General features: G+C 43.7%; 21 protein-coding genes. 17 read left to right on the top strand and 4 right to left on the bottom strand.

The window, feature by feature from the left end; translation table 11 throughout:
- Positions 1 to 177: 177 nt before the first annotated feature.
- From H9Q77_RS16280 to H9Q77_RS16270, 3 genes are all read left to right on the top strand, one after another.
- Positions 178 to 1896: a glycoside hydrolase family 13 protein gene (locus tag H9Q77_RS16280; protein WP_249326268.1), complete on the top strand. Its 1719-nt coding sequence runs from the start codon at positions 178 to 180 to the stop codon at positions 1894 to 1896.
- Positions 1897 to 2026: 130 nt separating this feature from the next.
- Complete coding sequence (locus tag H9Q77_RS16275) at positions 2027 to 2890, top strand: YitT family protein (protein WP_249326267.1); 864 nt, start codon at positions 2027 to 2029, stop codon at positions 2888 to 2890.
- 201 nt (positions 2891 to 3091) lie between these two features.
- Entirely contained in the window at positions 3092 to 4372 is a 1281-nt protein-coding gene (locus H9Q77_RS16270; RefSeq protein WP_118552110.1) for a glycoside hydrolase family 3 protein, read from the top strand.
- A 53-nt stretch (positions 4373 to 4425) separates the two neighbouring features.
- Here the strand turns inward: H9Q77_RS16270 and H9Q77_RS16265 are convergent, their stop codons facing one another.
- The gene (locus tag H9Q77_RS16265) at positions 4426 to 4761 is read right to left on the bottom strand and encodes a nucleotidyl transferase AbiEii/AbiGii toxin family protein (protein WP_243026323.1); all 336 of its coding nucleotides are present in this window, start codon (positions 4759 to 4761) and stop codon (positions 4426 to 4428) included.
- Positions 4762 to 5079: 318 nt separating this feature from the next.
- On the opposite strand from H9Q77_RS16265, the gene H9Q77_RS16260 reads away from it, so the two are divergent.
- The 6 genes from H9Q77_RS16260 (at position 5080) to H9Q77_RS16235 (ending at position 9358) form a co-directional block, all read left to right on the top strand.
- Complete coding sequence (locus H9Q77_RS16260) at positions 5080 to 5364, top strand: autorepressor SdpR family transcription factor (protein WP_022155020.1); 285 nt, start codon at positions 5080 to 5082, stop codon at positions 5362 to 5364.
- Entirely contained in the window at positions 5361 to 6011 is a 651-nt protein-coding gene (locus H9Q77_RS16255) for an SdpI family protein (protein WP_118537114.1), read from the top strand. Before H9Q77_RS16260 ends, H9Q77_RS16255 begins: the two co-directional genes overlap by 4 nt.
- Positions 6012 to 6041: 30 nt before the next feature.
- Positions 6042 to 6587, top strand: coding sequence for a GNAT family N-acetyltransferase (locus tag H9Q77_RS16250; protein WP_118547931.1), 546 nt, complete (start codon positions 6042 to 6044; stop codon positions 6585 to 6587).
- A 347-nt stretch (positions 6588 to 6934) separates the two neighbouring features.
- A complete protein-coding gene (locus H9Q77_RS16245) occupies positions 6935 to 7810 on the top strand; it encodes an Rpn family recombination-promoting nuclease/putative transposase (protein WP_249326266.1) in 876 nt (291 codons plus the stop codon).
- A 148-nt stretch (positions 7811 to 7958) separates the two neighbouring features.
- Complete coding sequence (locus tag H9Q77_RS16240; RefSeq protein WP_249326265.1) at positions 7959 to 8375, top strand: HTH domain-containing protein; 417 nt, start codon at positions 7959 to 7961, stop codon at positions 8373 to 8375.
- 2 nt (positions 8376 to 8377) lie between these two features.
- A complete protein-coding gene (locus H9Q77_RS16235) occupies positions 8378 to 9358 on the top strand; it encodes an IS3 family transposase (protein WP_118552497.1) in 981 nt (326 codons plus the stop codon).
- 262 nt (positions 9359 to 9620) lie between these two features.
- Here H9Q77_RS16235 and H9Q77_RS16230 read toward each other — a convergent pair whose 3' ends face one another.
- Positions 9621 to 10400, bottom strand: a complete 780-nt coding sequence (locus H9Q77_RS16230) for an HAD hydrolase family protein (protein WP_118547929.1) — start codon at positions 10398 to 10400, stop codon at positions 9621 to 9623.
- Positions 10401 to 10605: 205 nt separating this feature from the next.
- Between H9Q77_RS16230 and H9Q77_RS16225 the strand changes: the two genes are divergently transcribed.
- Positions 10606 to 11934 carry an ATP-binding protein gene (locus H9Q77_RS16225; RefSeq protein WP_118547928.1) on the top strand — a complete coding sequence of 443 codons (1329 nt, stop codon included), beginning with the start codon at positions 10606 to 10608 and terminating at the stop codon, positions 11932 to 11934.
- Here H9Q77_RS16225 and H9Q77_RS16220 read toward each other — a convergent pair.
- Complete coding sequence (locus H9Q77_RS16220; protein ID WP_118551642.1) at positions 11913 to 12167, bottom strand: winged helix-turn-helix transcriptional regulator; 255 nt, start codon at positions 12165 to 12167, stop codon at positions 11913 to 11915. The two genes, H9Q77_RS16225 and H9Q77_RS16220, sit on opposite strands and share 22 nt — an antisense overlap.
- A gap of 112 nt (positions 12168 to 12279) precedes the next feature.
- Between H9Q77_RS16220 and H9Q77_RS16215 the strand changes: the two genes are divergently transcribed.
- Together H9Q77_RS16215 and H9Q77_RS16210 are read left to right on the top strand one after the other, a co-directional pair.
- Positions 12280 to 12504: a hypothetical protein gene (locus tag H9Q77_RS16215; RefSeq protein ID WP_118547926.1), complete on the top strand. Its 225-nt coding sequence runs from the start codon at positions 12280 to 12282 to the stop codon at positions 12502 to 12504.
- A gap of 75 nt (positions 12505 to 12579) precedes the next feature.
- A complete protein-coding gene (locus H9Q77_RS16210) occupies positions 12580 to 14184 on the top strand; it encodes a hypothetical protein (RefSeq protein ID WP_147365447.1) in 1605 nt (534 codons plus the stop codon).
- Positions 14185 to 14189: 5 nt separating this feature from the next.
- On the opposite strand, the gene H9Q77_RS16205 is transcribed toward H9Q77_RS16210, so the two are convergent.
- Positions 14190 to 16817 (bottom strand): cation-translocating P-type ATPase, encoded by a 2628-nt coding sequence (locus H9Q77_RS16205; RefSeq protein ID WP_249326264.1) that lies wholly within the window; start codon positions 16815 to 16817, stop codon positions 14190 to 14192.
- 353 nt (positions 16818 to 17170) lie between these two features.
- On the opposite strand from H9Q77_RS16205, the gene H9Q77_RS16200 reads away from it, so the two are divergent.
- The 5 genes from H9Q77_RS16200 (at position 17171) to H9Q77_RS16180 (ending at position 24657) form a co-directional block, all read left to right on the top strand.
- Complete coding sequence (locus H9Q77_RS16200) at positions 17171 to 17797, top strand: lactate utilization protein (protein ID WP_022155029.1); 627 nt, start codon at positions 17171 to 17173, stop codon at positions 17795 to 17797.
- Between the two features lie 20 nt (positions 17798 to 17817).
- Positions 17818 to 18357: a prolyl-tRNA synthetase associated domain-containing protein gene (locus H9Q77_RS16195; protein ID WP_118551638.1), complete on the top strand. Its 540-nt coding sequence runs from the start codon at positions 17818 to 17820 to the stop codon at positions 18355 to 18357.
- A 216-nt stretch (positions 18358 to 18573) separates the two neighbouring features.
- Complete coding sequence (locus H9Q77_RS16190) at positions 18574 to 20097, top strand: InlB B-repeat-containing protein (RefSeq protein WP_249326263.1); 1524 nt, start codon at positions 18574 to 18576, stop codon at positions 20095 to 20097.
- 368 nt (positions 20098 to 20465) lie between these two features.
- Complete coding sequence (locus tag H9Q77_RS16185) at positions 20466 to 21734, top strand: sensor histidine kinase (protein ID WP_118545242.1); 1269 nt, start codon at positions 20466 to 20468, stop codon at positions 21732 to 21734.
- Positions 21735 to 21843: 109 nt separating this feature from the next.
- Complete coding sequence (locus H9Q77_RS16180; RefSeq protein ID WP_249326262.1) at positions 21844 to 24657, top strand: glycoside hydrolase family 3 protein; 2814 nt, start codon at positions 21844 to 21846, stop codon at positions 24655 to 24657.
- The last annotated feature ends 77 nt before the right edge of the window (positions 24658 to 24734 follow it).

Raw genomic sequence — 24734 nt, 5'->3', positions numbered from 1 at the left:
ATGTACATAAAATTTTCACAAAAAAAGAACTTTATCCTATATTCCTTGTGGATATGGGGAGTTTATCTCCATCATACCTATTGAAATCTCCATCATTCGGTGGCAAAATGATGGAGATATTTTTAAGTTGATGGAATGTGATAACTGAGTATCTTAAATAAAAGGAAGGAAAAAATTATGGAATATTCGGCAATTCTTCATGATATGGATAAAAGATTCTGCTATGCGATCGATAAGGATTTATTTGTGATACGTGTGCAGGTAAAAAAAGATGATATAAAAGAGATTATTCTCCATTATGAGGATAAGTACATACCATTGGAATGGAAGGATACGCGAAAGACGATTCCGATGAAGAAGGTTGCCACATCACAGTTTCATGACTTTTATGAGGCACAGCTTCAGATGCATTTGATATGTCTGCGCTATTATTTTGAATTTACGGATATGCAGGGAGAAAAGGTATATTACGGCAACTATGAGTTTAGCAGGGAATGCATTACAAACAGGGACAGAATGTTCGACTGTCCGCAAAACCTTCGTGAGGAAGAAATGTTTGAGGTGCCGGAGTGGGCAGCAAACAAGGTTGTGTATCAGATTTTTCCATCTCGCTTTGCAGCATCACAGCCAATAGACAAGGAACTGTGGTATAAAGCCCCCATCACATCTAAGGATAATCTGCATGGTGATCTCAGAGGAATTATTGATCATTTGGATCATATTCAGAAGCTGGGAATAGATGTTGTGTATTTAACACCTATTTTTAAATCGGATTCCTGCCATAAATATGATACCACTGATTATTACCAGATTGATCCTTCCTTCGGAACAACAGAGGATCTTAAGGAGCTGGTGCAAAAAGCGCATGAGTGTGGAATGAAAGTAGTGATGGATGCGGTATTCAACCATACAGGAAGAGATTTTTTTGCATTTAAGGATATTATAGAAAAAGAAGATAAATCCAGATATCTGGACTGGTATTTTATCGAGAGATTTCCGCTGAAGGGTGAAAAAGGAGAAACTCCTAACTTCAAATGTTTTGGTTATTATGGCGGAATGCCAAAGTTAAATCTGAAAAATCCGGAGGTTGAAAAATTCGTTACAGATGTTGCATGTTATTGGATTAAGGAATGCGATATCGATGGATGGAGAATGGATGTAGGTGACGAAATCAGTCATTTCTTCTGGAAGCGATTTAGAAAGGCTGTTAAGGCAGTAAAGAAGGATCTGCTGATCATTGGAGAAATCTGGCATTATGCAGGAGATTTTCTTGAGGGAGATGAGTGGGATACGGTCATGAATTATCCGTTTTATCTGAATCTCATAGATCTGCTTGCAGATGAAAAAATCAATGTCAGCCAGTTTATACAGAATCTTGGATATTTGGAGGGGCGCTTAAACAAAAAATGCTATCCCCTAATGTGGAATCTGATCGACAGCCATGATACAGCAAGATTTTTACATCTATGTGATGATAATAAGAAAAAGCAGCACTTGGCAGCAGCTTTTCAATTGTTATTACCGGGAATGCCCATGATTTATTACGGAGATGAATTTGCGATGCCCGGAGCAAATGATCCGGATTGCAGACGTGGCATGTACTGGGATGAAGAATACCAGGATAAAGAGATGCTTGAATGGTATAAGCAGCTGCTGAAGGTGCGAAAAAATCATGCATGTATCGTAGAGGGTGAACCAATGGAAATAGCTGCAAGGGACGAGGAAGAGACGATCGTCCTGACCAGAAAAAATGGAGAAGAGACACTCGCTTTGATCTTCAACTGCAGTAGCAGTGCAAGAGTGTTTCATGAATATGCACAAAAATATGATTTACTTAGAGAGAAACCCTTTGATGGAAAAATAGCGGGGCTTGATGCCGCTGTAATAGTACTTTAAGCTGTAATGCAGAAGAGGCCATTCGGGCATATGCGGAGGTGATGCTTTTCATTTGCAAAAAAGATGAGGTGTGATAAGATGAGAAAAGTATAGAAACAAATTAAAATATATCGCTGGAGAAAATGTTATTATGAAGAAAAAAATAAATTATGCAGAAATTATGAAGGAGACAGGAATCCTGACTGTGGCGGTAGCCATCATCGCGGCAGCAGTCTACTTTTTCCTGGTGCCGAGTCATGCGTCGGTCAGCAGTATTTCCGGTCTCGGCATCGTGCTGTCTAACTTTATACCGCTTCCTTTGTCAGCCATTACGATGATCCTGAATGTAGTGCTTTTGCTCATCGGTTTTGTCACCTGCGGGAAAGAATTCGGGGTAAAGACGGTGTACACCAGTGTGATGCTGCCGGTATTCTTAGGGCTTTTCGAGATGCTGTTTCCAAATTTCGGTTCCATGACGGACAGTCAGGAACTGGATGTACTGTGCTATATTCTGGTGGTCAGCGTGGGACTCAGCATTCTGTTCAACCGGAATGCATCTTCCGGAGGACTGGATATTGTGGCGAAGATCATGAATAAATATCTCCATATGGAACTGGGTAAGGCTATGTCTCTCTCCGGTATGTGCGTGGCACTGTCCGCAGCACTGGTATATGATAAGAAAACGGTGGTGCTGAGTATTCTGGGTACCTATTTCAACGGAATCATTCTGGATCATTTTATTTTTGATAATAATATCAAGCGGCGTGTCTGCATTATTACGAAGAAAGAGGAAGAACTGCGCCAGTTTATTACAAGAGATCTGCACAGCGGTGCCACGATCTATGAAGCCATCGGTGCCTATCATTTCGAAAAACACAACGAGATCATCACCATCGTAGACAAAAGTGAGTACCAGAAATTAATGAAATTCATCAATGAACTGGACCCCAAGGCGTTTATTACCGTATATAATGTATCGAGTATGAAGTATCAGCCGAAGAGTGGGGCCTTTTGACCCTGGCTTTGATGCCTACGGATTGTTCCGTGCTACGCACTCTCACAATCCTCCCCTCTATTCGCATATCGTGGGATTATCATCCCACTTTTATGCTCATATCGGGGCGGGTCATAAGGTCTTTCACCCACTTATGAGCAAGCTCATGTGGGCTTAGACCTTTTGACCCTGGCATCTTAATAATATTATGGAGAATGCGAAATGAAAAAGGTGCGGAATATCGCAGTGATTGTGTTATCTGTCATATGTGTTGGAATTCTGGCTTTTTTATTGTGGGATTTAAGAAGCACAGAGGAGTCTGCACAGGAAATAATACCGGAAGTTCAGCCGGAACCTATGTCGGAACAGAGTGTATCGGATTCTGATGTGAGCGGCAACAGCGCAGAGAACAGTGCAGATCCTACGGAATTGCCGGAGACGGAAGAAAGTGAACCGACGGAACCGGTGGAGCTTGTAGAGCAGAAGGCAGAAGAACTCCTGGCAGGAATGACCTTAGAGGAAAAAGTCGGACAGATGTTCATCGCCCGGTGCCCGGAGACGGATGCAGCATCCAAGGTGACACAGTATCATCTCGGCGGATATATCTTATTTGCACGGGATTTTACCGGTAAAACAAAAGAGGAAGTAACAGCAGCCATTCAAAGCTATCAGAATGCTGCAAAAGTGCCTCTGCTGATCGGTGTGGATGAGGAAGGCGGCACGGTAAACCGAGTCAGCAAAAATGCGAACTTACGGGAAACGCCTTTTGCCTCTCCTCAGGAACTGTATGCGCAGGGCGGATGGGATCTTATTCGGAGCGACACACAGGAAAAATGTCAATTACTGCAGAACCTGGGAATTAATCTGAATTTTGCTCCGGTATGCGATGTATCACAGGATCCGCAGGACTTTATTTATGTCCGCAGTTTTGGACAGGATGCGGAACAGACAGCGGAATATGTGAGGACCGTCGTGCAGACCATGTCGCAGGAACAGATGGGAAGTGTATTAAAGCATTTCCCGGGATATGGCAACAACTCGGACACGCATACTGGGATCGCTTATGATGAACGTCCCATAGAGAGGTTTGTAAATTCTGATTTTCTGCCGTTTCAGGCAGGCATCGATGCAGGGGCGGATATGGTGCTGGTAGCCCACAATGTTGTCTCCTGCATGGATGATCAGGTACCGGCATCTATTTCTCTACCGGTACATAATATTTTGCGTAATGAATTAGGGTTTGACGGCGTGATCATTACCGATGATCTGGTCATGGAAGGAGTACGGCAGTTCGCCGGGGATGCGGAGATTGCCGTAAGGGCGGTACAGGCGGGAAACGATATGCTGTGCTGCACCGATTTTGAAGTACAGGTACCCGCAGTCATCAAAGCGGTCGAAACCGGTGAGATTACCGAGGAACGCCTCAACGAATCGGTCCTGCGTATTTTGAAAATGAAAATAAAGCTGGGCATCATTGCGGATTATCAGAATTTTTCCCAATAAATTCTGTATAAATATTGTGGATATTCAGCAGTTCACAGATAGCAAGAAGCTTGTTAGGAATAAAAAGTAATTATGTAAAGAGAATTGATCTCGTTCTCTAATTGGTGAACTGATTCCATAATAGTATTGAAGCTTGGAATATCGCCATATAACATATCTTTCATAGCTTCATAATCATTGATGAGGGCTGGAAAGCGGTATTTCGGTGGAATCAGCTTTAAGGTGCCGGGAATTGCTTCCGGATATTTAGCCCATGCTCTTGGATAAAATTTCATTTTGAAATCAACTACTGTTTTCAGAAGATCTATGTGAGAGAAAGCAACATCTTTTACAGGGGTCTGGGCCATTCTATAAAGATCATAGTAATGTCTGGAATATCGTTGTGGCATGAATTTCAGTATTTTTCTGCTCAAAGATTTTTGGGTAGTATACAGCTGTATACGGTTCAATGCTTGCAATTTTAGCAGGTGTCCAGGCTGCTAATGCACCGATTTTCAGGCGGATTACCTATAGGGTAGAAGGATTTGTGAACAGATTTGGATAAGCGAAAATAACAGTCTGTTTGTTATTCTCATCTATGTAAATATTAGCGTTACACCCCAGTTGAATAAAGATGTTTCGGAAGACACAACTATTTCAAAAATATTTTAAATACCTGTGGACAAGCAAAAGGGAGTATGCTATATTCTATTTAAAGATAATTTTAAATGGGTAAGAAGATTATGAAAGAAACAAATATTTTTAAAGTATTGGCGGATCAACAACGGAGAGAGATTCTGATAATGCTAAAAGATGGCCGATTAAATGCTGGGGAGATTGCCGAAAAATTACAAGTCACACCGGCTGCTTTGTCTTACCACTTAAAACTGTTAAAAAGCGCCGACTTAGTATCCGAATATAAGGAAAAAAACTTTATATTTTACGAAATCAATACGACAGTTTTTGATGAATTAATTCTATGGATTAACCAGTTTGGAGGAGCAAAGGGATGAAAAAAATCATGTGGATTGTTGCGGTGCTACCAGTGGTGGTTGCAAGTATGATGTTACAGGTGATACCGGATATGATACCGCATAAAATCGGAATTTTTATTTTTCCGATAGTTATTTTGTGTGTTACATTCTTTTGGCACCTTTTAATTGGTACATTTGAAAAAAAGACCGTGAAAGCAAGTACGGATAAAGAACGTATGGAAGCAAATTCCTCCGCAAGGGTACTATGCGTGGTAGGACTATCGCAGGCTATCATGTTTGGAATTATGAATTATTGTATCCTTTATTCCTCTTGTGTGCAGGAAAATGTGAATGGTTCAAAGGTAACAGTTGATATTGCAAGGATTTCCTGCATCTTATGTGGAATTATTTTTGTTGTAGTAGGAAATTATATGACAAAGGCAAAGCGAAATACGGTAGTTGGGTTTCGAACGGCCTGGAGTATGTATAATGATAATACATGGAGAAAAAGTAACCGTTTTGGAGCCATCAGTATTGTTGTTGCAGGAGTATTGACCATTATTACGGCTGCATTTGCCAATGGAATAACCAGTACAATTTTATTATTGGTGTATTTATTATCAGCAACGATTATTGCAATATTATACTCGAAAAAGGTCTATGACCAAGAAAAAAGAGAAGTTTGAGGTTGCACTTATATGGGAGAATGATTATTTATGAAAACAAAAAGATTAGTATTAAGAAAATGGACAGAGGCAGACGCAGAGAGTTTATATGAGTATGCAAAAGATTCGGAAGTCGGCCCTATCGCAGGATGGCCACCCCACAAGTCCGTAGAGGAAAGCCTCGATGTGATCAGAAATGTATTCAATGGTCCGGAGTGCTATGCCATCTGTGAAAAAGAGAATGGGAAAGCAATCGGTGCCATTGAACTGAAATTGAAGGGCCACACGGATATGACAGACCGTGAGGACGAGTGTGAACTGGGCTATTGGCTGGGACAGCCATTTTGGGGAAAAGGGTACATGCCGGAGGCCGCAAAGGAAATTCTGCGCCATGGATTCGAAGAACTTGGGATGAACACCATATGGTGCGGATATTATGAGGGAAATCAAAAATCCAAAAGAGTGCAGGAAAAGGTCGGTTTCGTGTATCATCATACCTGTGAAGAAGTTCCCGTGCCATTACTGAAGGAAGTAAGAACTGGTCATACAAATGTAATGACAAAAGCACACTGGGAGGAAATAAACGAAGGAAGGTAACGATTTTGTTTGTTTTACATGCAATGTACGAGGGGATCGTAAAAGGTCCCCTTAAATGATATCATTTTGAAATATAGTTATTGCATAATTAGAAAACATAGAGTATGCTTTGTTTATAAGTACACTTCACTTATGAAAATTTCTATGTCAGCAAAAGCTGATGTCTGAGACTTTGATAAAAAAGTCAGCCGAACCCTCAAGATAATACAACAGAAGAATAAGGGGAGCAAAACACCACAGAAAACCAGTTGTATCACAAAAACAGGTAAGCTATAATATAGATATGTATAGATTCCTTTTGCGTCTGAAAATATCTATAGTTGCCTGACACAAAAGGAGGAAATTAATTGAATACAGAATTGAAGAATGCGGTAAAAGCAGCCGATCTGAAAGCACAGTATGATGCAAGAGTGAAGCGGCTGGTAGGACACAAAAGAGTTCTGGCACAGATTTTGATCAAAACTGTGGATGAATTTAAGGGGATGAATCCCAAAACAGTTGCAAACTGCATAGAAGGAACCCCTTATATCAGCACTGTGCCTGTGGAGCCGGGGCTGACCAACGCAGTGCTTGACAAAAACGGACAGCGTATTGTTGGTTTTAATACGGAAAGTCAGGAGATCAACGAAGGACTGGCGAGATTTGATATTGTTTTTTATGTGCGGACGAAGGATGGTCTGTCGCAGATCATTATTAACGTAGAAGCACAGAAGGATGAACCGGGAGAGTACGAGATCTTAAACCGGGCAATTTTCTATGTCAGCAGACTGGTCTCTTCCCAGAAGGAAAGGGATTTTGAGAATTCCCGCTACGATGACATCAAGCGTGTGTATTCTATCTGGGTATGCATGAATATGGATGAGAATACCATGAGCCATATCCACCTTACCAAAGAGGATGTGATCGGTTCCTATGAGTGGAAGGGAAATCTGGATCTGATCAACATCGTAATGATAGGGTTGGCAAGGGAACTGCCGGAACATGATGAAACCTACGAATTACACCGCTTGCTGGGGGCATTGCTGTCCCAGGAATTGAGTGTAGATGAAAAGCTGAACATCATAGGAAATGAGTATAATATTCCCATAGAAGAAAATATGAGAAAGGATGTGAGCGCTATGTGCAATTTAGGCGAAGGAATTGAAGAAAAAGGAATTGCAATCGGACGAGAAAAGGGGCGTATAGAAGGCCGAATAGAAGGCGAAGCCGGCCTCATTCTGTAAAATATACCCCATAAAGTGGACACGATAAGAAGAAGGGCTCCTTAAAAATGGACACAAGAAGAAAGGATAAAATCCTGGTTAGTGGACAATAAAAGAAGGGATTTCTTCTGGTAGATGATGTATAATAAAAGTATCTATCGGAGGAAATATGAAAGAATACACACCGAAACAAATTAGGGAACTCAAAGCTAACCCGTACACACTTAATGTGACAAAGAACAAGCTTTATTTTACAGCTAAATTTAAAGAAGATTTTTGGATCAGCTATCAGGTTGGTAACGCTCCAAGAAAAATTCTTCTGGATTTTGGATATAATCTAGAGTACTTTGGACAAAAACAGATAGATGACATTGTGCAAAGAATAAAGCGTCAGGCTCTATCGGGCAATGGCTTTACCGAGGGCGAAAACAGACAAAAAAGAATTCCTATGAAAGCAACAAATGAAGAGGACTTGTCATCACCGCAATCCATAGAACGTATGCAGAACGAGCTTTTGTATCTAAGACAAGAAGTAGAGTTTTTAAAAAAAATTATTATTGCGGACAATTCGAGGAAGAGAGATTAGTCATGGAGACTTCAGAAAGCAAATTTGAAATCATCCATGAGACGATAAATAAAGCAAATAATACATTGTCAGTTAAGATGCTCTGTGAAATAGCAGGAGTATCAAGATCCGGTTATTACAACTGGGTACATTCAGCGGATAAAAGAGCAGAAAAAGAAGCACAGGATAGAGCCGATTTTGAATTGGTATTAGCTGCATATAGCTTCAGAGGTTATGATAAAGGGGCTCAAGGAATCTATATGAGATTGTTACATATGAATCCGCCAATCGTTATGAATGTCAAGAAAATAAGACGGTTGATGAAGAAATATGGTCTTATATGTAACATAAGAAAGGCAAACCCTTACAGAAGGATGGCAAAGGCGATAAAGACGAATAGTGTTGCTGATAATCTTGTGAAACGGGAGTTTGAAAAATATGGTCCGAGAAGGATATTGCTTACGGATATAACCTATGTTCCATTTGATGGTCGATTCTGCTATCTATCAACAATTATAGATGCCTTTACAAAACAAATTTTATCGTATGTGTTAAGCGAATCTTTAGAAGTGGATTTTGTTTTGGAAACAGTCAACCTGATGATAGAAAAGCATGGAGTTTCCCTTACAACTAAAACAATCTTACATAGTGATCAAGGGTGCCATTATACGAGTTGCAGTTTTATACAACTTGTCAAAGATAAAGGCTTAAGACAGTCTATGTCCAGAAGAGGAAATTGTTGGGACAATGCACCTCAGGAAAGTTTCTTTGGACGTATGAAGGATCATATAGGAGACAGGCTAAAAGAATGTGGAACATATAGCGAGGTTCGTGCCATTATTGACGATTGGATGGATTATTATAACAATGATAGATATCAGTGGGAATTAGCGAAGCTTTCTCCCAATGAATACTATAAATATATAACAACAGGCATATATCCGATTAAGGGAAAAATCCCTTCTATGGATATGTATGATGAAGAAGGTAATAAAACAAACTGATATAGCCATCTACTGGTTAGAAAGAACAAATCCCTTCTTCTTAATTTGTCCTTGACAAGGGGTACACTTTACTGAAAATGTATAAGAATGGTCTGTCGGCAGAGCAGATAGCCTCCGCAACAGACAAACCGCTAGAAGAAGTGAAAGAAATTATTGCCGGAATATAACGGGCATTACGAAAACAGTACTTTTACCACGAGACAGAAGGAAGCAGCCGAAGTCGCAGAATACCTCCGGAAAAAGCAGATCATCCGGACATGGCTTAAGAGTATCCGTTTAAAATTTCCCGCAAAATGTCTTCCGGGCGCGGCGTGTGATCCGGGTATTTTTCCCGAAGGGGCGCCGCTGCACCATCCATAATATAAGGATGTCCCACGATATCCAGCATGGATACGTCGTTATAATTGTCACCGAATGCCATGACATCTGTAAGGTCAATACAAAGGATCCTGCAGATAGAGGTGACACCGATGCCTTTGTTGGCAAGGGTAGTATCGATCCAGTAAGGTCCGGCCACTGCACAGTTCGCCTGCTCCCAGCGGGGGACGAAGCGGTCAGCATAAGCCGCTACGCCTTCATGGAGATATACAGAGACCTTTACGATGTCTTCCGGAATTTCGGAAGGATCCTGAATGACCTGATAGTTGTTGCCGATAAACTTTATTCTGTCCAGCATTCCAAGCCCACGTTCCATCAGATACGCAGTATTCTGTCCGGAGAGCATGATTTCACCCTGACCGTCACTACGATTCCACAGATCCTCCGCAATCTCTTCTGCCAGGGCACGGGGCATGGGATTTTTCGCAATACACTGCTCGTCCTTATAGATCACGCCACCGTTTTCACACAGGAAAATACAGCAATCCGCCACCGGAGCGAACATCTTCCGCAGACTGGTATACTGTCTTCCCGAAGCCGGACAGAACAAGATTCCTTTGTCATGCAGCGCACGGATCTGGTCAAAAATTTCCCCCTCTAATTCTTTTTTTCCATATTGTAAAAGTGTACCATCGAGGTCACTGCAGATTAATCTGATTCCCATAGTCGGAATTCCTTTCTCTCAGAATGATAATTTTAAATAGTATATCATAAATTATACATGAATACTTATTTTTATTTAATAGCTACTTTTCCTGATTATTACAAGATATATTGAAAAAAATGCGGAAACATGCTATTATTTATGTATAAAAAATGCGGAAACAAGGAAAATATTAAAATAGAAAAATGCGGAAAGGAGAAAGAAAATGTTTAAGCGAAAAATATATAGTAAAATGTTAAACTGGAAACAAGAGTCGGATGGAAAAACAGCATTGCTAATAGAAGGTGCTCGTCGTATAGGAAAATCAACGGTTGTAGAAGAGTTTGCAAAAAAAGAATATGAATCTTATATTCTAATTGATTTCGCAAAAGCATCATCGGATGTCAAAGCTCTTTTTGATGATATATCTGATTTGAATTATTTATTTCTGCAGCTTCAATTACAGTATAGAGTGGATCTCCATGAAAGAAAATCCGTTATTATATTTGATGAAGTGCAATTATGTCCTAAAGCACGGCAGGCAATAAAAGCATTAGTAGAAGATCATAGATATGATTATATTGAGACAGGCTCTTTGATATCTATCAAGAAAAATGTCAAAGATATTTTGATACCCAGCGAGGAAAGAAGACTTAATATGTATCCTATGGATTATGAGGAATTTCTTTGGGCAGTGGGGGATCAGACTACTTTTTCGCTCTTGGCAAAATGTTATGAAGCAAAGACTGGATTGGGTGATAATGGAAATCGTAAGCAATTAAGACAGTTTCGGTTGTATATGCTCGTAGGAGGAATGCCGCAGGCAGTTCAGACTTATATAGAAACTAATAATTTTAGAAAAGTGGATGAAATAAAAAGAGATATACTAAATTTGTATGAGTCAGATTTTGCCAAAATTGATGCAACCGGAAGACTGGCAATGCTTTTTGATGCAATTCCGGCAGAACTAAATAAAAATGCAGCAAGGTATCAGGTTAATTCTGTCCTGGGAGGAGAGAAGATTGAGAAAGTACTTGAGTTGATTGCTGAATTAAAAGATTCTAAGACAGTATTGGTGTCGTACAATGTTAATGATCCAAATGCCGGAATGTCGAATACTAAGGACTTATCCAGATTTAAACTGTTTTTGTGTGATACCGGATTATTTGTAACATTAATGTTTAAAGACAGAGATTTTACAGAAAATGAAATATATGAAAAACTGCTTAGTGATAAGCTTAGTGTCAACCTGGGATATTTATATGAAAATGCGGTAGCTTGTTGCCTTGCCGTAAATGGGAATGAACTTTTTTATCATACTATAATGAATGAAACATCAAAGCATAATTATGAAATTGATTTTTTGTTAGCAAAAAAGAATAAGATCATTCCCATAGAAGTAAAATCTTCCGGTTATAAGACTCACAAATCACTCGATATATTTACGGAAAAATTTTCCGACAGAATTTTGTGCAGATATTTGGTTTATACAAAGGATATTAGCAAGGAGCAGGATATTTTCTGCATACCTGTTTATATGGTTCCGTTTTTATAATTCGTTCCCCATTCCTGCATGGCATCCAGGATCGGACGCATGGTTTCCCCGAGGTCGCTCAGCGCGTATTCCACGCGGGGCGGCACTTCCGGGTAGACGGTCCGCGTGATCAGTCCATCCTCTTCCATGGAGCGCATCATTAAATTTCTCAATATCAATAATTTCCATTTACTTCCGATCAATTGTACCGTGGTTGCCACCGGGCATTCCGGCAATTCGTCCTTCGTCAACATAGGATCACCTCTCAAAAGTGTAAAATGTGATGTAAGTATCAATTTCAGCGCGGACAATACCTTCGTCCAGGATGCGGGATGGGATGCTGCCGCGAAGCGTTATGAGAAGTTCATGGAAGATCATAGAGGACAAAACGTCGTATTTCTGGAGCTGGGTGTCGGTTACAACACACCCGGTATCATCAAATATAATTTCTGGCAGTATGCGCACAACTGGCGGAATGCATTTTACGTCTGCATCAACAAGGGTGATGCCTATGTTCCCAAGGAGATCGAAAATAAGGCGGTGGGAATCAATGCGGATCTTGCGGAAGTGCTTTATTTATGCAATTCCTGAAATAAAAAGATTGCTAATGATATTCCAAACGAGTAAGATAATAAGCAAGATAATAAACAAGATGGAGTGACATAAATGGGAAAAAATGAACCGCCATATACGATTTCAAATAGAATGTTGGAGCTTGTTTCTTCTATATCTGAAAAAGCAGGTAAAATAAGCAGCGGATTACTGGTATTGATCGTGGCATTTTCTCTGACAGGCTGCGGCAGCAGTAGGGACGCTTTGGAAATCTCTGATACCGAATCTGCTCAGGCAGAGGAAGTCGGTCAGGAAACTGCTACAGCCACCTCACAGACAATCCCGGAGACGACAACGGAACCTGAGCCGGAGAAACTTACCTGCCAGACCGGACTATATCAGGAGAAAACCCGGGCAGATCAGGTCTCGGTCAATGCTGCCCGGGAGCTGCCGGAAGGAGAGTATGGTGTGCTGTCATACTCTTATGATGAGACAGTCAGTGTTTGGGGCAACGGTGCAGAAGACTGTCTGGTGATCCACGACGGAGACGAGGAATATCGGGTGGAGATCCCCTGGCGAAACATGTATTCGGCACCACCTGCGATAGAAGCCGCAGATTATGATGGGGATGGCGACAAGGAGTACTACATTTCTACCATACAGGGGACAGGAACCGGTATTTATGTGGAAGGACTGTATTATGTAGATGTACAGAAAGGAACCCCGAAGGTCTCCGAATATACAAATGTGGTTGAAGATTTTGACAGACGGATCCTTGCGGCGGATACGCTGGATGAACAGTTCCATACACTTCATGTGGATTTTCTGGATAAAAACGGAAAGATAGATGCTCAGAAGAGTATTGATCTGGATCAGACCCGTCTGTTGCAGAAACTGGAAGGATACACTTATAAAAGCATCGGTGTGGGAGCGCAGATCCGGTATGATTTTCGTGGAGGACAGCCCTTTGCAAATGTAGGGGTTGGCATAAATATGAACGAGATGGCGGACCTGGTTTATGAGACTGGCTTTAATATAACGGCACCGGTATCCATGCAAAAAGATGGTAATTTTTCTCTGGGAGATTTTTCGGTACAAAAAACATATTCTCGTTATTTGGAAGAGGAGAATATCGACAAAGAAGAACCGGATATGACAGAAGTCTATACCGGATATTATGATCTGACCCATAACGGTTACAAGGAAAAGATTGTAACGAAGGTTCATTTGGAGGAAGAAAACGAAAATCTCACAGAAGCATTGCGGAAGGCCGGAAACTGGGGAACGGTAGCGGTCTACGAATATCTGGGAGACGGACAATATGGAATCATTCCTCTGTGGTCGCAGGAATTCGCCATTGCCCATGCGGGGAACGTACAGATATTCCTCACACAAAAGGATGGTTACGATTATCTGGTAACGACAAGCCTTTGGTCGGGGCAGGGTGTCTGCTATTATGACTATAATGTACTGTCTCCCGTGAACTATTCCTTTGACAGATATCATAATGAGCTGAAAGGGGCAGATCACTACGACCCGCAGTTTTTCACAGGGCTGGAAAGCTGGCTGAAGGAGGATTCCCTCCTGCTTGTGGCAACAGATATTGATATGCCGCAGGGGCAGGAGGTCATTCTGACGACCGACGAAGAGACACATTATGCAGAAGAATATCTGATGGTAAAAAAGGAAAGATTGCAGTCTGTGGAAGATATTGATTAAACCAATTATCTATGCCGGATAATTTTCATTATCTGTATCAGCACTGTCGGCATGAAAGCGAGCCCTACGATCTGACCGAGTGCTGTCATAGGCAGATCGGCTACGCTGAATACACTGTGCAGTCCCGGGATGAAGATTACCAGTGCCAGTAAAGAGACTCCCGCAGTGAAAGCATAGAGGCTATATCGGTTCGAGGTCAGTCCCAGCCGGAAGATGGATTCGCTGCCACGGCAGTTAAAACCATGGAACAATCTGGCCAGTGTCAGTGTGGCAAAAGCCATAGTGGAGGCCATAGCCGAACTGACGGTCAGTCCGATGTGATAAGCTGTCATGGAGGCTGCTGCGATCAGCAGACCCTGTGTTATCATCGTAATCATAAAGCCTCTGGTGAGGATTCCTTCCCGTGGATTCCTGGGCTTTTCCTTCAGAAGGTCGTCATCTGCCGGTTCCATGCCGATTGCCAGGGCCGGAAGAGAATCGGTCAGCAGGTTGATGAACAGCAGATGTACAGGTGTAAAAGGTACAGGAAGTCCCATCAGGGATGTGTATAATACGGCTAAGATACCGGCGGTATTGCCGGACAGCAGGAACAAAATGGCATTTTTGATATTTCTGTATACATTACGCCCGTTTGCCACTGCCTTGATGATCGTTGCGAAATTATCATCTGACAGAATCATGTCTGCGGCATCCTTGGATACCTCGGTTCCGGTAATTCCCATAGCGACACCGATGTCTGCCTTTTTCAATGCAGGAGCATCATTCACACCGTCTCCTGTCATAGAAACAATATTACCTCTGCGCTGCCATGCCTCGACAATCCGGATTTTGTTCTCGGGAGATACTCTGGCATAGACGGAGATTTGTGCGATCTGTTCCTCCAGTTCGCTGTCGCTCATGGCATCCAGCTCCGCACCTGTCAGTGCAAGGTCTCCTTCTTCGTATATTCCGATCCGGCGGGCAATTGCCACTGCTGTTACCTTATGATCACCGGTGATCATGACCGGACGGATGCCGGCTCTCTTGGAAGCTGCAACGGCAGCCGCAGATTCCTCTCTGGGAGGATCTACCATAGAGATCAGACCCAGGAAGGTATAGCCATACTCCGCATGGATGTCGAGATTTTCCTCCGATTCCTTGTAAGCAAAAGACAATACACGCAGGCCATTTTCTGAAAAAAGCTGATTCTGCATACGGATCTTGTCTTTTTCAGCTTCCGTCATAGGACGGATACCGTCGCTGCAGCGCACATAGTCACAGCGGTCTAAGAGAACATCCACAGCACCTTTGGTGAGGATCGTGGGTACACCATGCAGCATATATTTCGTACTCATCAGCTTTCTGTCGGAATCAAAAGGCACTTCCTCAAGGCGTTGCATGTTCTGCCTGAGGATATCTTCATGCATATTTGCTTCTTTCAAAATAGAAGATGTATCCGCTTCAATCCTTCGGAACATTTCTAAAAGCGCGTATTCTGTAGGGTCACCGATGCCCTTGTCATCGACGATGCTCGAATCATTGTTGAGGACAGCGTCGTAGAGCAGATAACGATGAGTCTGATTCAAAAGGTCAAGCTGGTCCGGCTCGTATAACCGGTCTTCTATATAAATCTGCTGCACCGTCATTTTATTCTGTGTCAGTGTTCCGGTCTTATCAGAGCAGATAACAGAGACACAGCCCAGACTTTCCACAGCCTTAAGATTCTTGATAATTGCATTTTCCTTTGCCATTTTCTGTGTACCAAAGGCTTGCACTATGGTCACAATGGAGCTCAGTGCCTCAGGGATTGCAGCAACAGCCAGTGCCACAGCAAACATCATGGAGTCCAACAGTGTCATACGGCGATAGATACACAGGCAGAATACGACAGCACATATGATCAGGATCAGTATGGCAAGTCTGCTGCTGAACTTGTCCAAGCTCTCCTGCAGCGGTGTCTTGCGCTCTTTGGCTGCATTCATCAGCCCTGCAATCTTACCCAGCTCCGTCTCCATGCCGGTAGCGGTCACCAGCATTTCAGCGCGTCCGTAGGTGACCAGACTTCCGGAATAGACCATATTTGCCCGGTCAGCAAGTGCCACATCACCCTCTATAATGGCATCTGTTTTCTCTACATTGGCAGACTCGCCTGTCAGAGAGCTTTCATTGACCTGCAGCGAATAGCTGTGCAGGATACGGCCATCAGCCACGATCATGTCTCCCGCTTCCAATATGACAATGTCACCCGGCACAATATCCTTCGATGGAATTTCCCGTTTCACACCGTCTCGAATGACTTTTGCACCGGGCGAAGATAACTGCCTGAGACTATCCAGAGAACGCTGGGCCTTTACATGCTGCAGGGTACCCAGGATGGCGTTGATCACCAGTACCAGCAGGATTACAATGGTACTCTCCGTATTGCCGGAAAACATGGAGATCGCAGCTGCAATGATCAGGATTACGACCAGCAGATCAGCAAACTGACTGATAAATACTTCCGGTATACTTTTGCGCCTGCTCTCTTGCAGGATATTTTCACCCTTTTCCAGGCGAAGCTCCTCCGCGCGGGCAGTAGTAAGCCCCTGTTCTGTCACCTGATATTTTTCCATGAGTTCTTTTACAGAAATATTCCAGATGTTTTTTTGTGTCATATACAAATCCTCCTTCTTAAATAATGTACCCGGATCCTTTGTTTATCACGCAAAAAAAGACTTTTAATGCATGATAAACATACAATAAAAGTCTCGTTCCATTTCTGTAGAAGTGTACTGCCCGGTTAGCGACTGCCTGTGGCTTCACTAACGTGATGACGACCAACACAACACCGGTTACCCGATGTGAACTACTCCCTAATATTGGAAATATCCTAGCATATGCGAAAAGTATTGTCAAATATAAAATGGTTGCTATACACAGAATTATTTTTTTGATAAAATAGGGTCAAAAAGAGTCTGGTTTTCAGGAATAAAATTTGCAGATTACGGAAAGGCAGGAAGGTTAAGAGATGAACGAAATGATCAGAAAAAGAAATGAACAGCTGGCCAAAACAGTGATCAAGGGATTACAGTCCCGTAACATGTCAGGTTATTATGCAGAGGATAAAGAAGCTGCACTAAAACAGGCACTGGAGCTGATCCCGGAGGGAAGCACTATCGCCATGGGAGGATGCATGAGCGCCGGAGAGATCGGACTGATCTCTGCTCTGGAAGCAGGCAATTACCACTATATCGACCGCTCTAAGATGGATGCCAGAGCCGGACTTATGGCAGCTTACGATGCGGATATCTTCCTCTCCAGTGCCAATGCCATCACCAGCGACGGTGTCATGGTCAATATCGACGGCAATTCCAACCGTGTCTCCTGCATAGCCCAGGGGCCGAGGAAAGTAATCTTTATCGTCGGTATGAACAAGGTCTGCGCAGACTTAGACAGCGCCATGAAGCGTGCGAGAAACGTGGCTGCACCTATCAACGCCCAGAGATTCGACATCAAGACTCCCTGCAAAGAAACCGGAAAATGCTTCGATTGTAAGTCTCCGGATACCATCTGCTGCCAGTTCCTGATCACGAGATATTCCAGACATACGGACAGGATCCATGTGATCCTCGTAAACGACACCATCGGTTACTAGACAACAAAGGGGAAAAGACAATGACATTAGTATTGCAAAAAGGAAGACCTGCCGATACCACCGGCAGACTGGACAAAGAGATACGCACCTATGACCTGCTGGATGGCTTAGGCGTGGGATATGACCGCGTGGATCACGCACCCGCAATGACCATGGAGGACTGTAAGGAAGTGGATGAGATCCTGGAATCCATGGTCTGCAAAAATCTGTTCCTGTGCAACCGTCAGGAGACCGCATTTTATCTGCTGATGATCCCGGATACCAAGGTGTTCCACACCAAGGATCTGTCGGCGCAGATCGGCTCGGCGAGGCTTTCTTTTGCCAAGCCGGAATACATGGAGAAATTCCTGGATATCACCCCCGGTTCTGTCAGCGTGCTGGGACTGATGAACGATAAGGAACATCAGGTGAAGCTGCTGATCGATGAGGAGGTGCTGGACAGCGAATATTTCGGATGCCACCCCTGCATCAATACCTCCAGCCTCCGGATGCGGACGGCGGATCTGATCGAAAAGGTGCTTCCCGCCATGGAACATGATTTTGTAAAAGTAAAGCTGTAAAAAACATCTGTGAACTTACTATAAGTTGATCCGTAGATTTCAGTATAAAATGCTGAAGTCTACGGCATTTTTTATTTTACAATCCTCAAATACCGTGGTCGATTGATGTCATATTCGGGTCGATTGGTGTACATTCTCACAAGTATTTTAAAAAGGATATTATAATATGACTAAAAGCAATAGATCATAAGTACAGAAGAAAGAGAGGAAATTCTTATGAAAAAGTCAAAGTTTTTAGGCCAGATACTGAGCTTGGCGCTTGCTATTGCATTGGTAGTAAGCATAGTGCCGGCAATCAGTACAAAAGCAGCTTCATCAGGTTGGATTAAGGTGACAAGCGAGAATAAAACCACCATGGACGAAAATTTATCGGATGTAAGCACTCTGTTTGACAATGGAAAAGAAGAATATATTAAGGCATTTGAGATTGCTTATCATGCGCAGAGTTCGGAACGTTACATAATAGGAAAAAAAGGAACCGATTATGTATATTATGACAGCTGGAATAATGACCTTATGTGTGTTACAAAAGATAAAATAGAAGAGGACACTTATCACACGTATTATTATCATCCAGAATGTACAGTTACTTTTGATCTCAATGGAGGAAATTTAGCAGTCACCACTGACAAGACGGCGGGTGGATTGCTTACAAGTATGCCTTCGCCTACAAAGGAAGGGTATATTTTTACCGGGTGGTTTTCTACTCTGCAAGGTACAAAGGGTTTGGATCTATATAAAGAGTATAATGCACCAACAACCATTTATGCACACTGGCATAAATGGACAGGAGATGAAACATGGGTAAGAGCAACTACGATAAGTGACTTGGAAAACGCTGATTTGCCGATTTTTACCAGTAGCGTGGGAGAACAATTTTTAAATACATACTACACTGCGGATTCATTTCCGGAAGATGCGGATGAAGTAATTATAGGAAAATTTTACAGTTACGGAGTAAATTATTGGACGACCTCGAAAGAAACAGATGCATCCGGTAAACTGAAAACAAGATTCTATCTTGACAATGAAATGTTAGCGGAGAATATGAGAAATAAGATTATTTATGTCTTAAAGGATCCAAATGCTGTGGCACCTGCGACTCCTGCACCTGCAACCCCAGCCCCCGGAACTCAGACTCCTTCTAACTCGGCTCCTTCCACATCGATGCCGACTACCGGCAGTACAAGTAATACTTCTTCTGCATCCGAAGCACCGGCACCGGTATTGACCACCACGAACCTTGCGGGAGAGCAGATCTCCGGTTGGGATGCGATCGCAAAAGCAATTTCTACACAGACCAAAGAGAAACAGCAAAGCGTATCCGGAGCCAATCAGGATCTGCTCCACGTAGATGCAAGCACCGTTGATAAAACAATTCCAGTAACAACAGTAAAGGCATTATCCTCATCTTCTCTCAGAGGCCTGCATGTGTTTATTGGCAGTTCCGATGCGGTAACTTTCCTTGCAAAGAATGATTTATCCGGTTACAAGGAAACCAGCTTTGATCATAAGGATACTATCACAGGACATACTAGAACCATTGAATTTACACACAAACAGGCATTGGGTGCAACCGTTGTATTCCATACCACAGTACCTGTAAAATCCGGAGAAGTAACAGTTTATAAAGTAGATGCCAATAACAATAAAATCCAGATTGCAAAAACCATTTCTACAGTAAATGGACAGGTATGTTTCCTGATTACGGAAACCGCAACCTATGTGTTAGAGTATTAAAAGGAAGCATCTCAATAGTTAATACGAAAATTGCTGACGGCACTACTATTCCGAAGCTAAACGGCAATTTGATCACCATGCCGGACCGGATCCATGTCGGCTGGTAGCTGAATATGCCTGTGAAATAATAGAAAAGTTATAAAAATGAGAAACAAATACATTGCCCCGGGCACTAGATCTGAAATCCAATGTCCGGGGTGATTTTATAAAAAGATGATAAAACGATACTTGAAATACATACAAAAAATACATATGATAATATTTAGGATCGCGCCGTCAGACGGAAAGCTCCGTTGGTGCGATGAATGATCACATTGCAAAAACCGTGAGTACCTTTTAGGGAATCACGGATAAAATGAAGGTACTCTATGATACTTAGGATTCTGACATATACACATAATATTACGACTATGCTGTTCGGCATCTTCCTGTCGGCTTTTTTTCTGGGTGTGAAGAAGGACAAAACGAATGTAGGGAAGTTGTTGCTATTGGCAGTGATTTCCGGGGGCTTATATATGGTCTGCGTATCTGTGCTGGGTCCGGAGATGGTGGATCAGATATACCCACTGATCGTTCACGTGCCGCTATTGCTGATGCTGGTACTGTATTATAAATTCAGAATATTGCCGTCCCTGATCTCTATCTTCACTGCCTATCTGTGCTGCCAGTGCAGTAACTGGATGGGGTTGTTCGTACTGTCGGTAACAGGAAAAGAGTGGTGCTATTACACCTGCCGTATCGTGGTGACGCTGGTGGTATTCTGGGTATTGTGCCGCTATGTCTGCCAGACGACGGCGATGCTGTTTGCCAAGACGAATCGGGAATTACTGCTGATCGGAAGTCTGCCGCTGATATATTATATTTTTGACTATGCCACGACGAAGTTTTCCAGTCTGCTTTATACCGGCAACAGGGCGGTGCCGGAATTTCTCGGATTTGCCATCTGTCTGTCGTATCTGATTTTTTTGCTGGTGTATTTCCGGGAATACGAGATGAAGAGCAAGGCAGAGCAGTATAATGAGCTGATCCGTATGCAGATGAATTCTTTTCAGGCGGAGATGGACAATACAAGGAAAAGCGAGAAAAAGATGTCGATCCTGCGGCATGATACGAGACATCATATGGCCGTCCTGAGGACTCTGATCCAGCAGGGAGATTGTGGAAAAGCGCTGGAATATCTCAATGAGGTCAGCCAGACCTATGATGATACTGTCATTAAGGCATATTGTAGGAACGAAATGGTGAATTCGGTATTATCTACTTATAATACCCGCTTTGAGGAGCAGAAAATTCCCTGGGATACACAGGTCACGATCGGAGAGAAGCTCCCCTGTTCGGAAATGATGTTCTGTGCGATCCTGTCGAATGTACTGGAAAATGCCATGCATGCGGTACAGGAGCTGCCGGAGAGCAGACGAAGGATTGAGCTGTCTCTGTCGGAGAAGGCAGCGCATCTGCTGCTCATGGTGAAAAATCCGGTGCAGATAATGCCGGTATTCACGGATGGAATTCCGGTCACAGAGCGTTCCGGACATGGTCTGGGGGTTCGGAGTATCGTATACTATGTGGAAAAACTCAACGGACAGTATCAGTTCCGGATGGAAGACGAGGAATTTGTAGTCCGGCTTATCTTCTGAGCACACTGGAGACTTTCTCCAGTGTCTTTTTCTATTGAGAAAACTTCTTCCTTTCGGTATAATGATGTCAACAATAACAGGTTGTCTGCAGGAAGGAGTCATTGAACGAATGAAATATACACTGGATTATCAGAAGTATGCGGAGCTGGCAAGACGCGTGGCGGCAGAAGGAAGTGTGCTGCTGCGGAATGAAGAGGATACCTTACCGTTACGCAGGGGACAGAGAGTATCTGTATTCGGAAGAACACAGTTTGAGCATTACAAGAGCGGCACAGGTTCCGGCGGCATGGTCAATGCTCCTTATGTCACGAATATCATTGACAGCCTGAAAGAAAATGGAATAATACAGGTAAACGAAGCACTGGAGCAGGTGTACCGTGAGTGGCTGAAGGAGCATCCCTTTGATGTGGGAGAAGGCTGGGCCATGGAACCATGGAATCAGGAGGAGATGCCCGTAGATGAAGAACTGGCGGTGCAGGCAGCAGGACAATCGGATGCAGCGATCGTGGTCATCGGGCGTACTGCCGGGGAAGATAAGGATAACAGTGCGGCGGAAGGAAGCTATCTGCTGACAGCATTGGAGGAGGAGCTCCTTCGTAATGTATGTCATGCTTTTGAGCATACGATCGTGGTACTGAATGTCGGTAATATTATAGATATGAAATGGGTAGACCGGTATCAGCCGCAGGCAGTACTCTATATCTGGCAGGGAGGCCAGGAGGGTGGCAGGGCCTGTGTAGACGTTCTGACCGGAAAAGTAAATCCCGGTGGTAAATTAAGTGACACGATCGCAGAAGACATTGAAGATTATCCTTCCACAGAAAATTTCGGAGATCCGGTGGAGAATTTCTATACGGAGGATATTTATGTAGGATATCGTTATTTTGAGACCTTTGCGAAAGAGAAGGTGAAATATCCTTTCGGATTTGGATTATCCTATACGAAGTTCCAGACAGAGATATTGGGATTCTCCGTACAGGGCACGGCAGTCACGGCAGTTGCAAAAGTAACCAATGTCGGGGGAGTATCCGGCAGAGAGACCGTGCAGCTGTATCTGGAAGCACCTCAGGGGAAATTAGGAAAGCCTCTGCGCCAGCTGACTGCATTTGCGAAGACAGAAGAACTGAAGCCGGGTGAGACAGAAGAACTGCTGCTGAAAACAGAGCTGGCGGAGTATGCATCCTATGATGACAGTGGTGTCACCGGACATAAATCCTGCTATGTACTGGAAGAGGGAGACTATATCTTCTATGCAGGAACCGATGTGCGAAGCGCAGCAGAGGCTGGCAAGGCGACCCTGACAGAGCTTCGGGTAGTGCGGATGGTGACGGAAGCAATGGCACCGGTACAGGAGTTTAAGCGTCTGAAACCTTTCTTTTTCGAGGAAAAGGATCATGCCATTGCAAACTGGGAAGATGTACCTTTACGAACGATAGATCTGGCGGACAGGATTCTTAAGGAGAGACCTACGCAGAGTGAGTATGCGGGAGACCGTGGCTGGAAGCTGGCGGATGTATCGGATGGAAAAATCACATTGGAACAGTTTCTGACACAATTGTCGGACGAAGACCTGATCTGTATGACCCGCGGAGAGGGCATGTGTTCCCCGAAAGTGACTCCGGGTACGGCAGCAGCCTTCGGCGGAGTGACAGAAGGACTGAAGAGATTTGGGATTCCTATAGCCTGTTGTTCGGACGGACCCTCTGGTATCCGTATGGATTGCGGCACCATGGCATATGCCCTGCCTAACGGCACCTTGCTTGCCTGCACCTTTGATCCGGAGCTGGTGGAGGAGCTGTATGAGATGGAGGGCATGGAGCTTCGGAAGAACAAGATTGACACCCTCTTAGGACCCGGTATTAATATTCACAGGAATCCATTGAACGGGCGTAACTTTGAGTATTTTTCGGAAGATCCGTATCTCACCGGTACCATGGCAGCAGCACAGCTGACCGGCATGGGAAAATACGGTGTCACCGGCACCATCAAGCATTTTGCATGTAATAATCAGGAATTCAAGCGTCATGATGCCAACAGTATTGTATCGGAGAGAGCACTGCGGGAGATCTATCTGAGGGGCTTTGAGATCGCGGTGAAACAGGGCGGCGCTTACAGCATCATGTCCACTTACGGTCCGGTGAACGGACTGTGGACAGCGGGCAATTATGATCTCCTGACGACTATTCTCCGTAAGGAATGGGGATATCAGGGTATTGTGATGACTGACTGGTGGGCAAAGATCAACGAGGAGGGCGAGCCCGGCTCCGGCAGACAGACGATTCCCATGGTGCGGGCACAGAACGATATCTATATGGTCGTAGCGGATGCGGCATCCAACTCCGCGGGGGACAATACCGCAGAAGGGTTGGCAGATGGCAGACTGACCAGAGCACAGCTTACACGGAATGCGGCAAATATCTGTGGTTTCCTGTTACGTTCCGTTGCTATGGAACGGTTTCTGGACAGAGAGGAAGAGGAATGCACGGAGCTTCACAATCCGATAAGCACCGAGGGCGCAGGAGAGAGCGGACAGGTACTGGCACGTCTGGAGCTGCCGGAGCCGAAGATTTTAGAGGACATAGAGCTTCCGTTGGAGAAGCTGTCCACGAAAAAGGGCACAAGTGCGGTATTCCAGTTGCATTTCCCCAGGATTGGACGATATGAGTTGGTATTCCGGATGAGTTCCACGCTAGGAGAACTGGCGCAGCTGCCGATCTCTGTGTTCCTGAACAATACGTTACAACAGACCGTGACCCTTAACGGCACGGAAGGCCAGACCATGGAACGTGTTGTAACACTGCCTATTCGTCAGGACGGCGAGAAATATATGAAGCTGTATTTCGGAGAGAGCGGTATCGACATGCACCGCATGTTCTTACGTTATGTGGGTAAGAACGATATCGAAAGCTTCCGGAATGAATGATCCGGTAAACTTTAACGGAATATTTATGCATAGAGCCCCAAAGAATGATTGACTTCCCCTGCTTTTTCAGATACAAT

Source organism: Simiaoa sunii (assembly GCF_014337175.1).
GTDB classification, from domain to species: Bacteria; Bacillota; Clostridia; order Lachnospirales; family Lachnospiraceae; genus Acetatifactor; species Acetatifactor intestinalis.
This window is presented reverse-complemented; position numbering and strand designations above follow the sequence as displayed.

What these genes read in the sequence shown, in the direction of transcription:
- H9Q77_RS16265 (WP_243026323.1), bottom strand. Translation starts at nt 4,761, where the DNA reads ATGCCACAACGATATTCCAGACATTACTATGATCTTTATAGAATGGCC.
- H9Q77_RS16215 (WP_118547926.1), top strand. Translation starts at nt 12,280, where the DNA reads ATGGAAGATCATAGAGGACAAAACGTCGTATTTCTGGAGCTGGGTGTC.
- H9Q77_RS16250 (WP_118547931.1), top strand. Translation starts at nt 6,042, where the DNA reads ATGAAAACAAAAAGATTAGTATTAAGAAAATGGACAGAGGCAGACGCA.
- H9Q77_RS16220 (WP_118551642.1), bottom strand. Translation starts at nt 12,167, where the DNA reads ATGTTGACGAAGGACGAATTGCCGGAATGCCCGGTGGCAACCACGGTA.
- H9Q77_RS16240 (WP_249326265.1), top strand. Translation starts at nt 7,959, where the DNA reads ATGAAAGAATACACACCGAAACAAATTAGGGAACTCAAAGCTAACCCG.
- H9Q77_RS16180 (WP_249326262.1), top strand. Translation starts at nt 21,844, where the DNA reads ATGAAATATACACTGGATTATCAGAAGTATGCGGAGCTGGCAAGACGC.
- H9Q77_RS16225 (WP_118547928.1), top strand. Translation starts at nt 10,606, where the DNA reads ATGTTTAAGCGAAAAATATATAGTAAAATGTTAAACTGGAAACAAGAG.
- H9Q77_RS16235 (WP_118552497.1), top strand. Translation starts at nt 8,378, where the DNA reads ATGGAGACTTCAGAAAGCAAATTTGAAATCATCCATGAGACGATAAAT.
- H9Q77_RS16275 (WP_249326267.1), top strand. Translation starts at nt 2,027, where the DNA reads ATGAAGAAAAAAATAAATTATGCAGAAATTATGAAGGAGACAGGAATC.
- H9Q77_RS16195 (WP_118551638.1), top strand. Translation starts at nt 17,818, where the DNA reads ATGACATTAGTATTGCAAAAAGGAAGACCTGCCGATACCACCGGCAGA.
- H9Q77_RS16280 (WP_249326268.1), top strand. Translation starts at nt 178, where the DNA reads ATGGAATATTCGGCAATTCTTCATGATATGGATAAAAGATTCTGCTAT.
- H9Q77_RS16270 (WP_118552110.1), top strand. Translation starts at nt 3,092, where the DNA reads ATGAAAAAGGTGCGGAATATCGCAGTGATTGTGTTATCTGTCATATGT.
- H9Q77_RS16230 (WP_118547929.1), bottom strand. Translation starts at nt 10,400, where the DNA reads ATGGGAATCAGATTAATCTGCAGTGACCTCGATGGTACACTTTTACAA.
- H9Q77_RS16255 (WP_118537114.1), top strand. Translation starts at nt 5,361, where the DNA reads ATGAAAAAAATCATGTGGATTGTTGCGGTGCTACCAGTGGTGGTTGCA.
- H9Q77_RS16185 (WP_118545242.1), top strand. Translation starts at nt 20,466, where the DNA reads ATGATACTTAGGATTCTGACATATACACATAATATTACGACTATGCTG.
- H9Q77_RS16200 (WP_022155029.1), top strand. Translation starts at nt 17,171, where the DNA reads ATGAACGAAATGATCAGAAAAAGAAATGAACAGCTGGCCAAAACAGTG.
- H9Q77_RS16205 (WP_249326264.1), bottom strand. Translation starts at nt 16,817, where the DNA reads ATGACACAAAAAAACATCTGGAATATTTCTGTAAAAGAACTCATGGAA.
- H9Q77_RS16190 (WP_249326263.1), top strand. Translation starts at nt 18,574, where the DNA reads ATGAAAAAGTCAAAGTTTTTAGGCCAGATACTGAGCTTGGCGCTTGCT.
- H9Q77_RS16260 (WP_022155020.1), top strand. Translation starts at nt 5,080, where the DNA reads ATGGGTAAGAAGATTATGAAAGAAACAAATATTTTTAAAGTATTGGCG.
- H9Q77_RS16210 (WP_147365447.1), top strand. Translation starts at nt 12,580, where the DNA reads ATGGGAAAAAATGAACCGCCATATACGATTTCAAATAGAATGTTGGAG.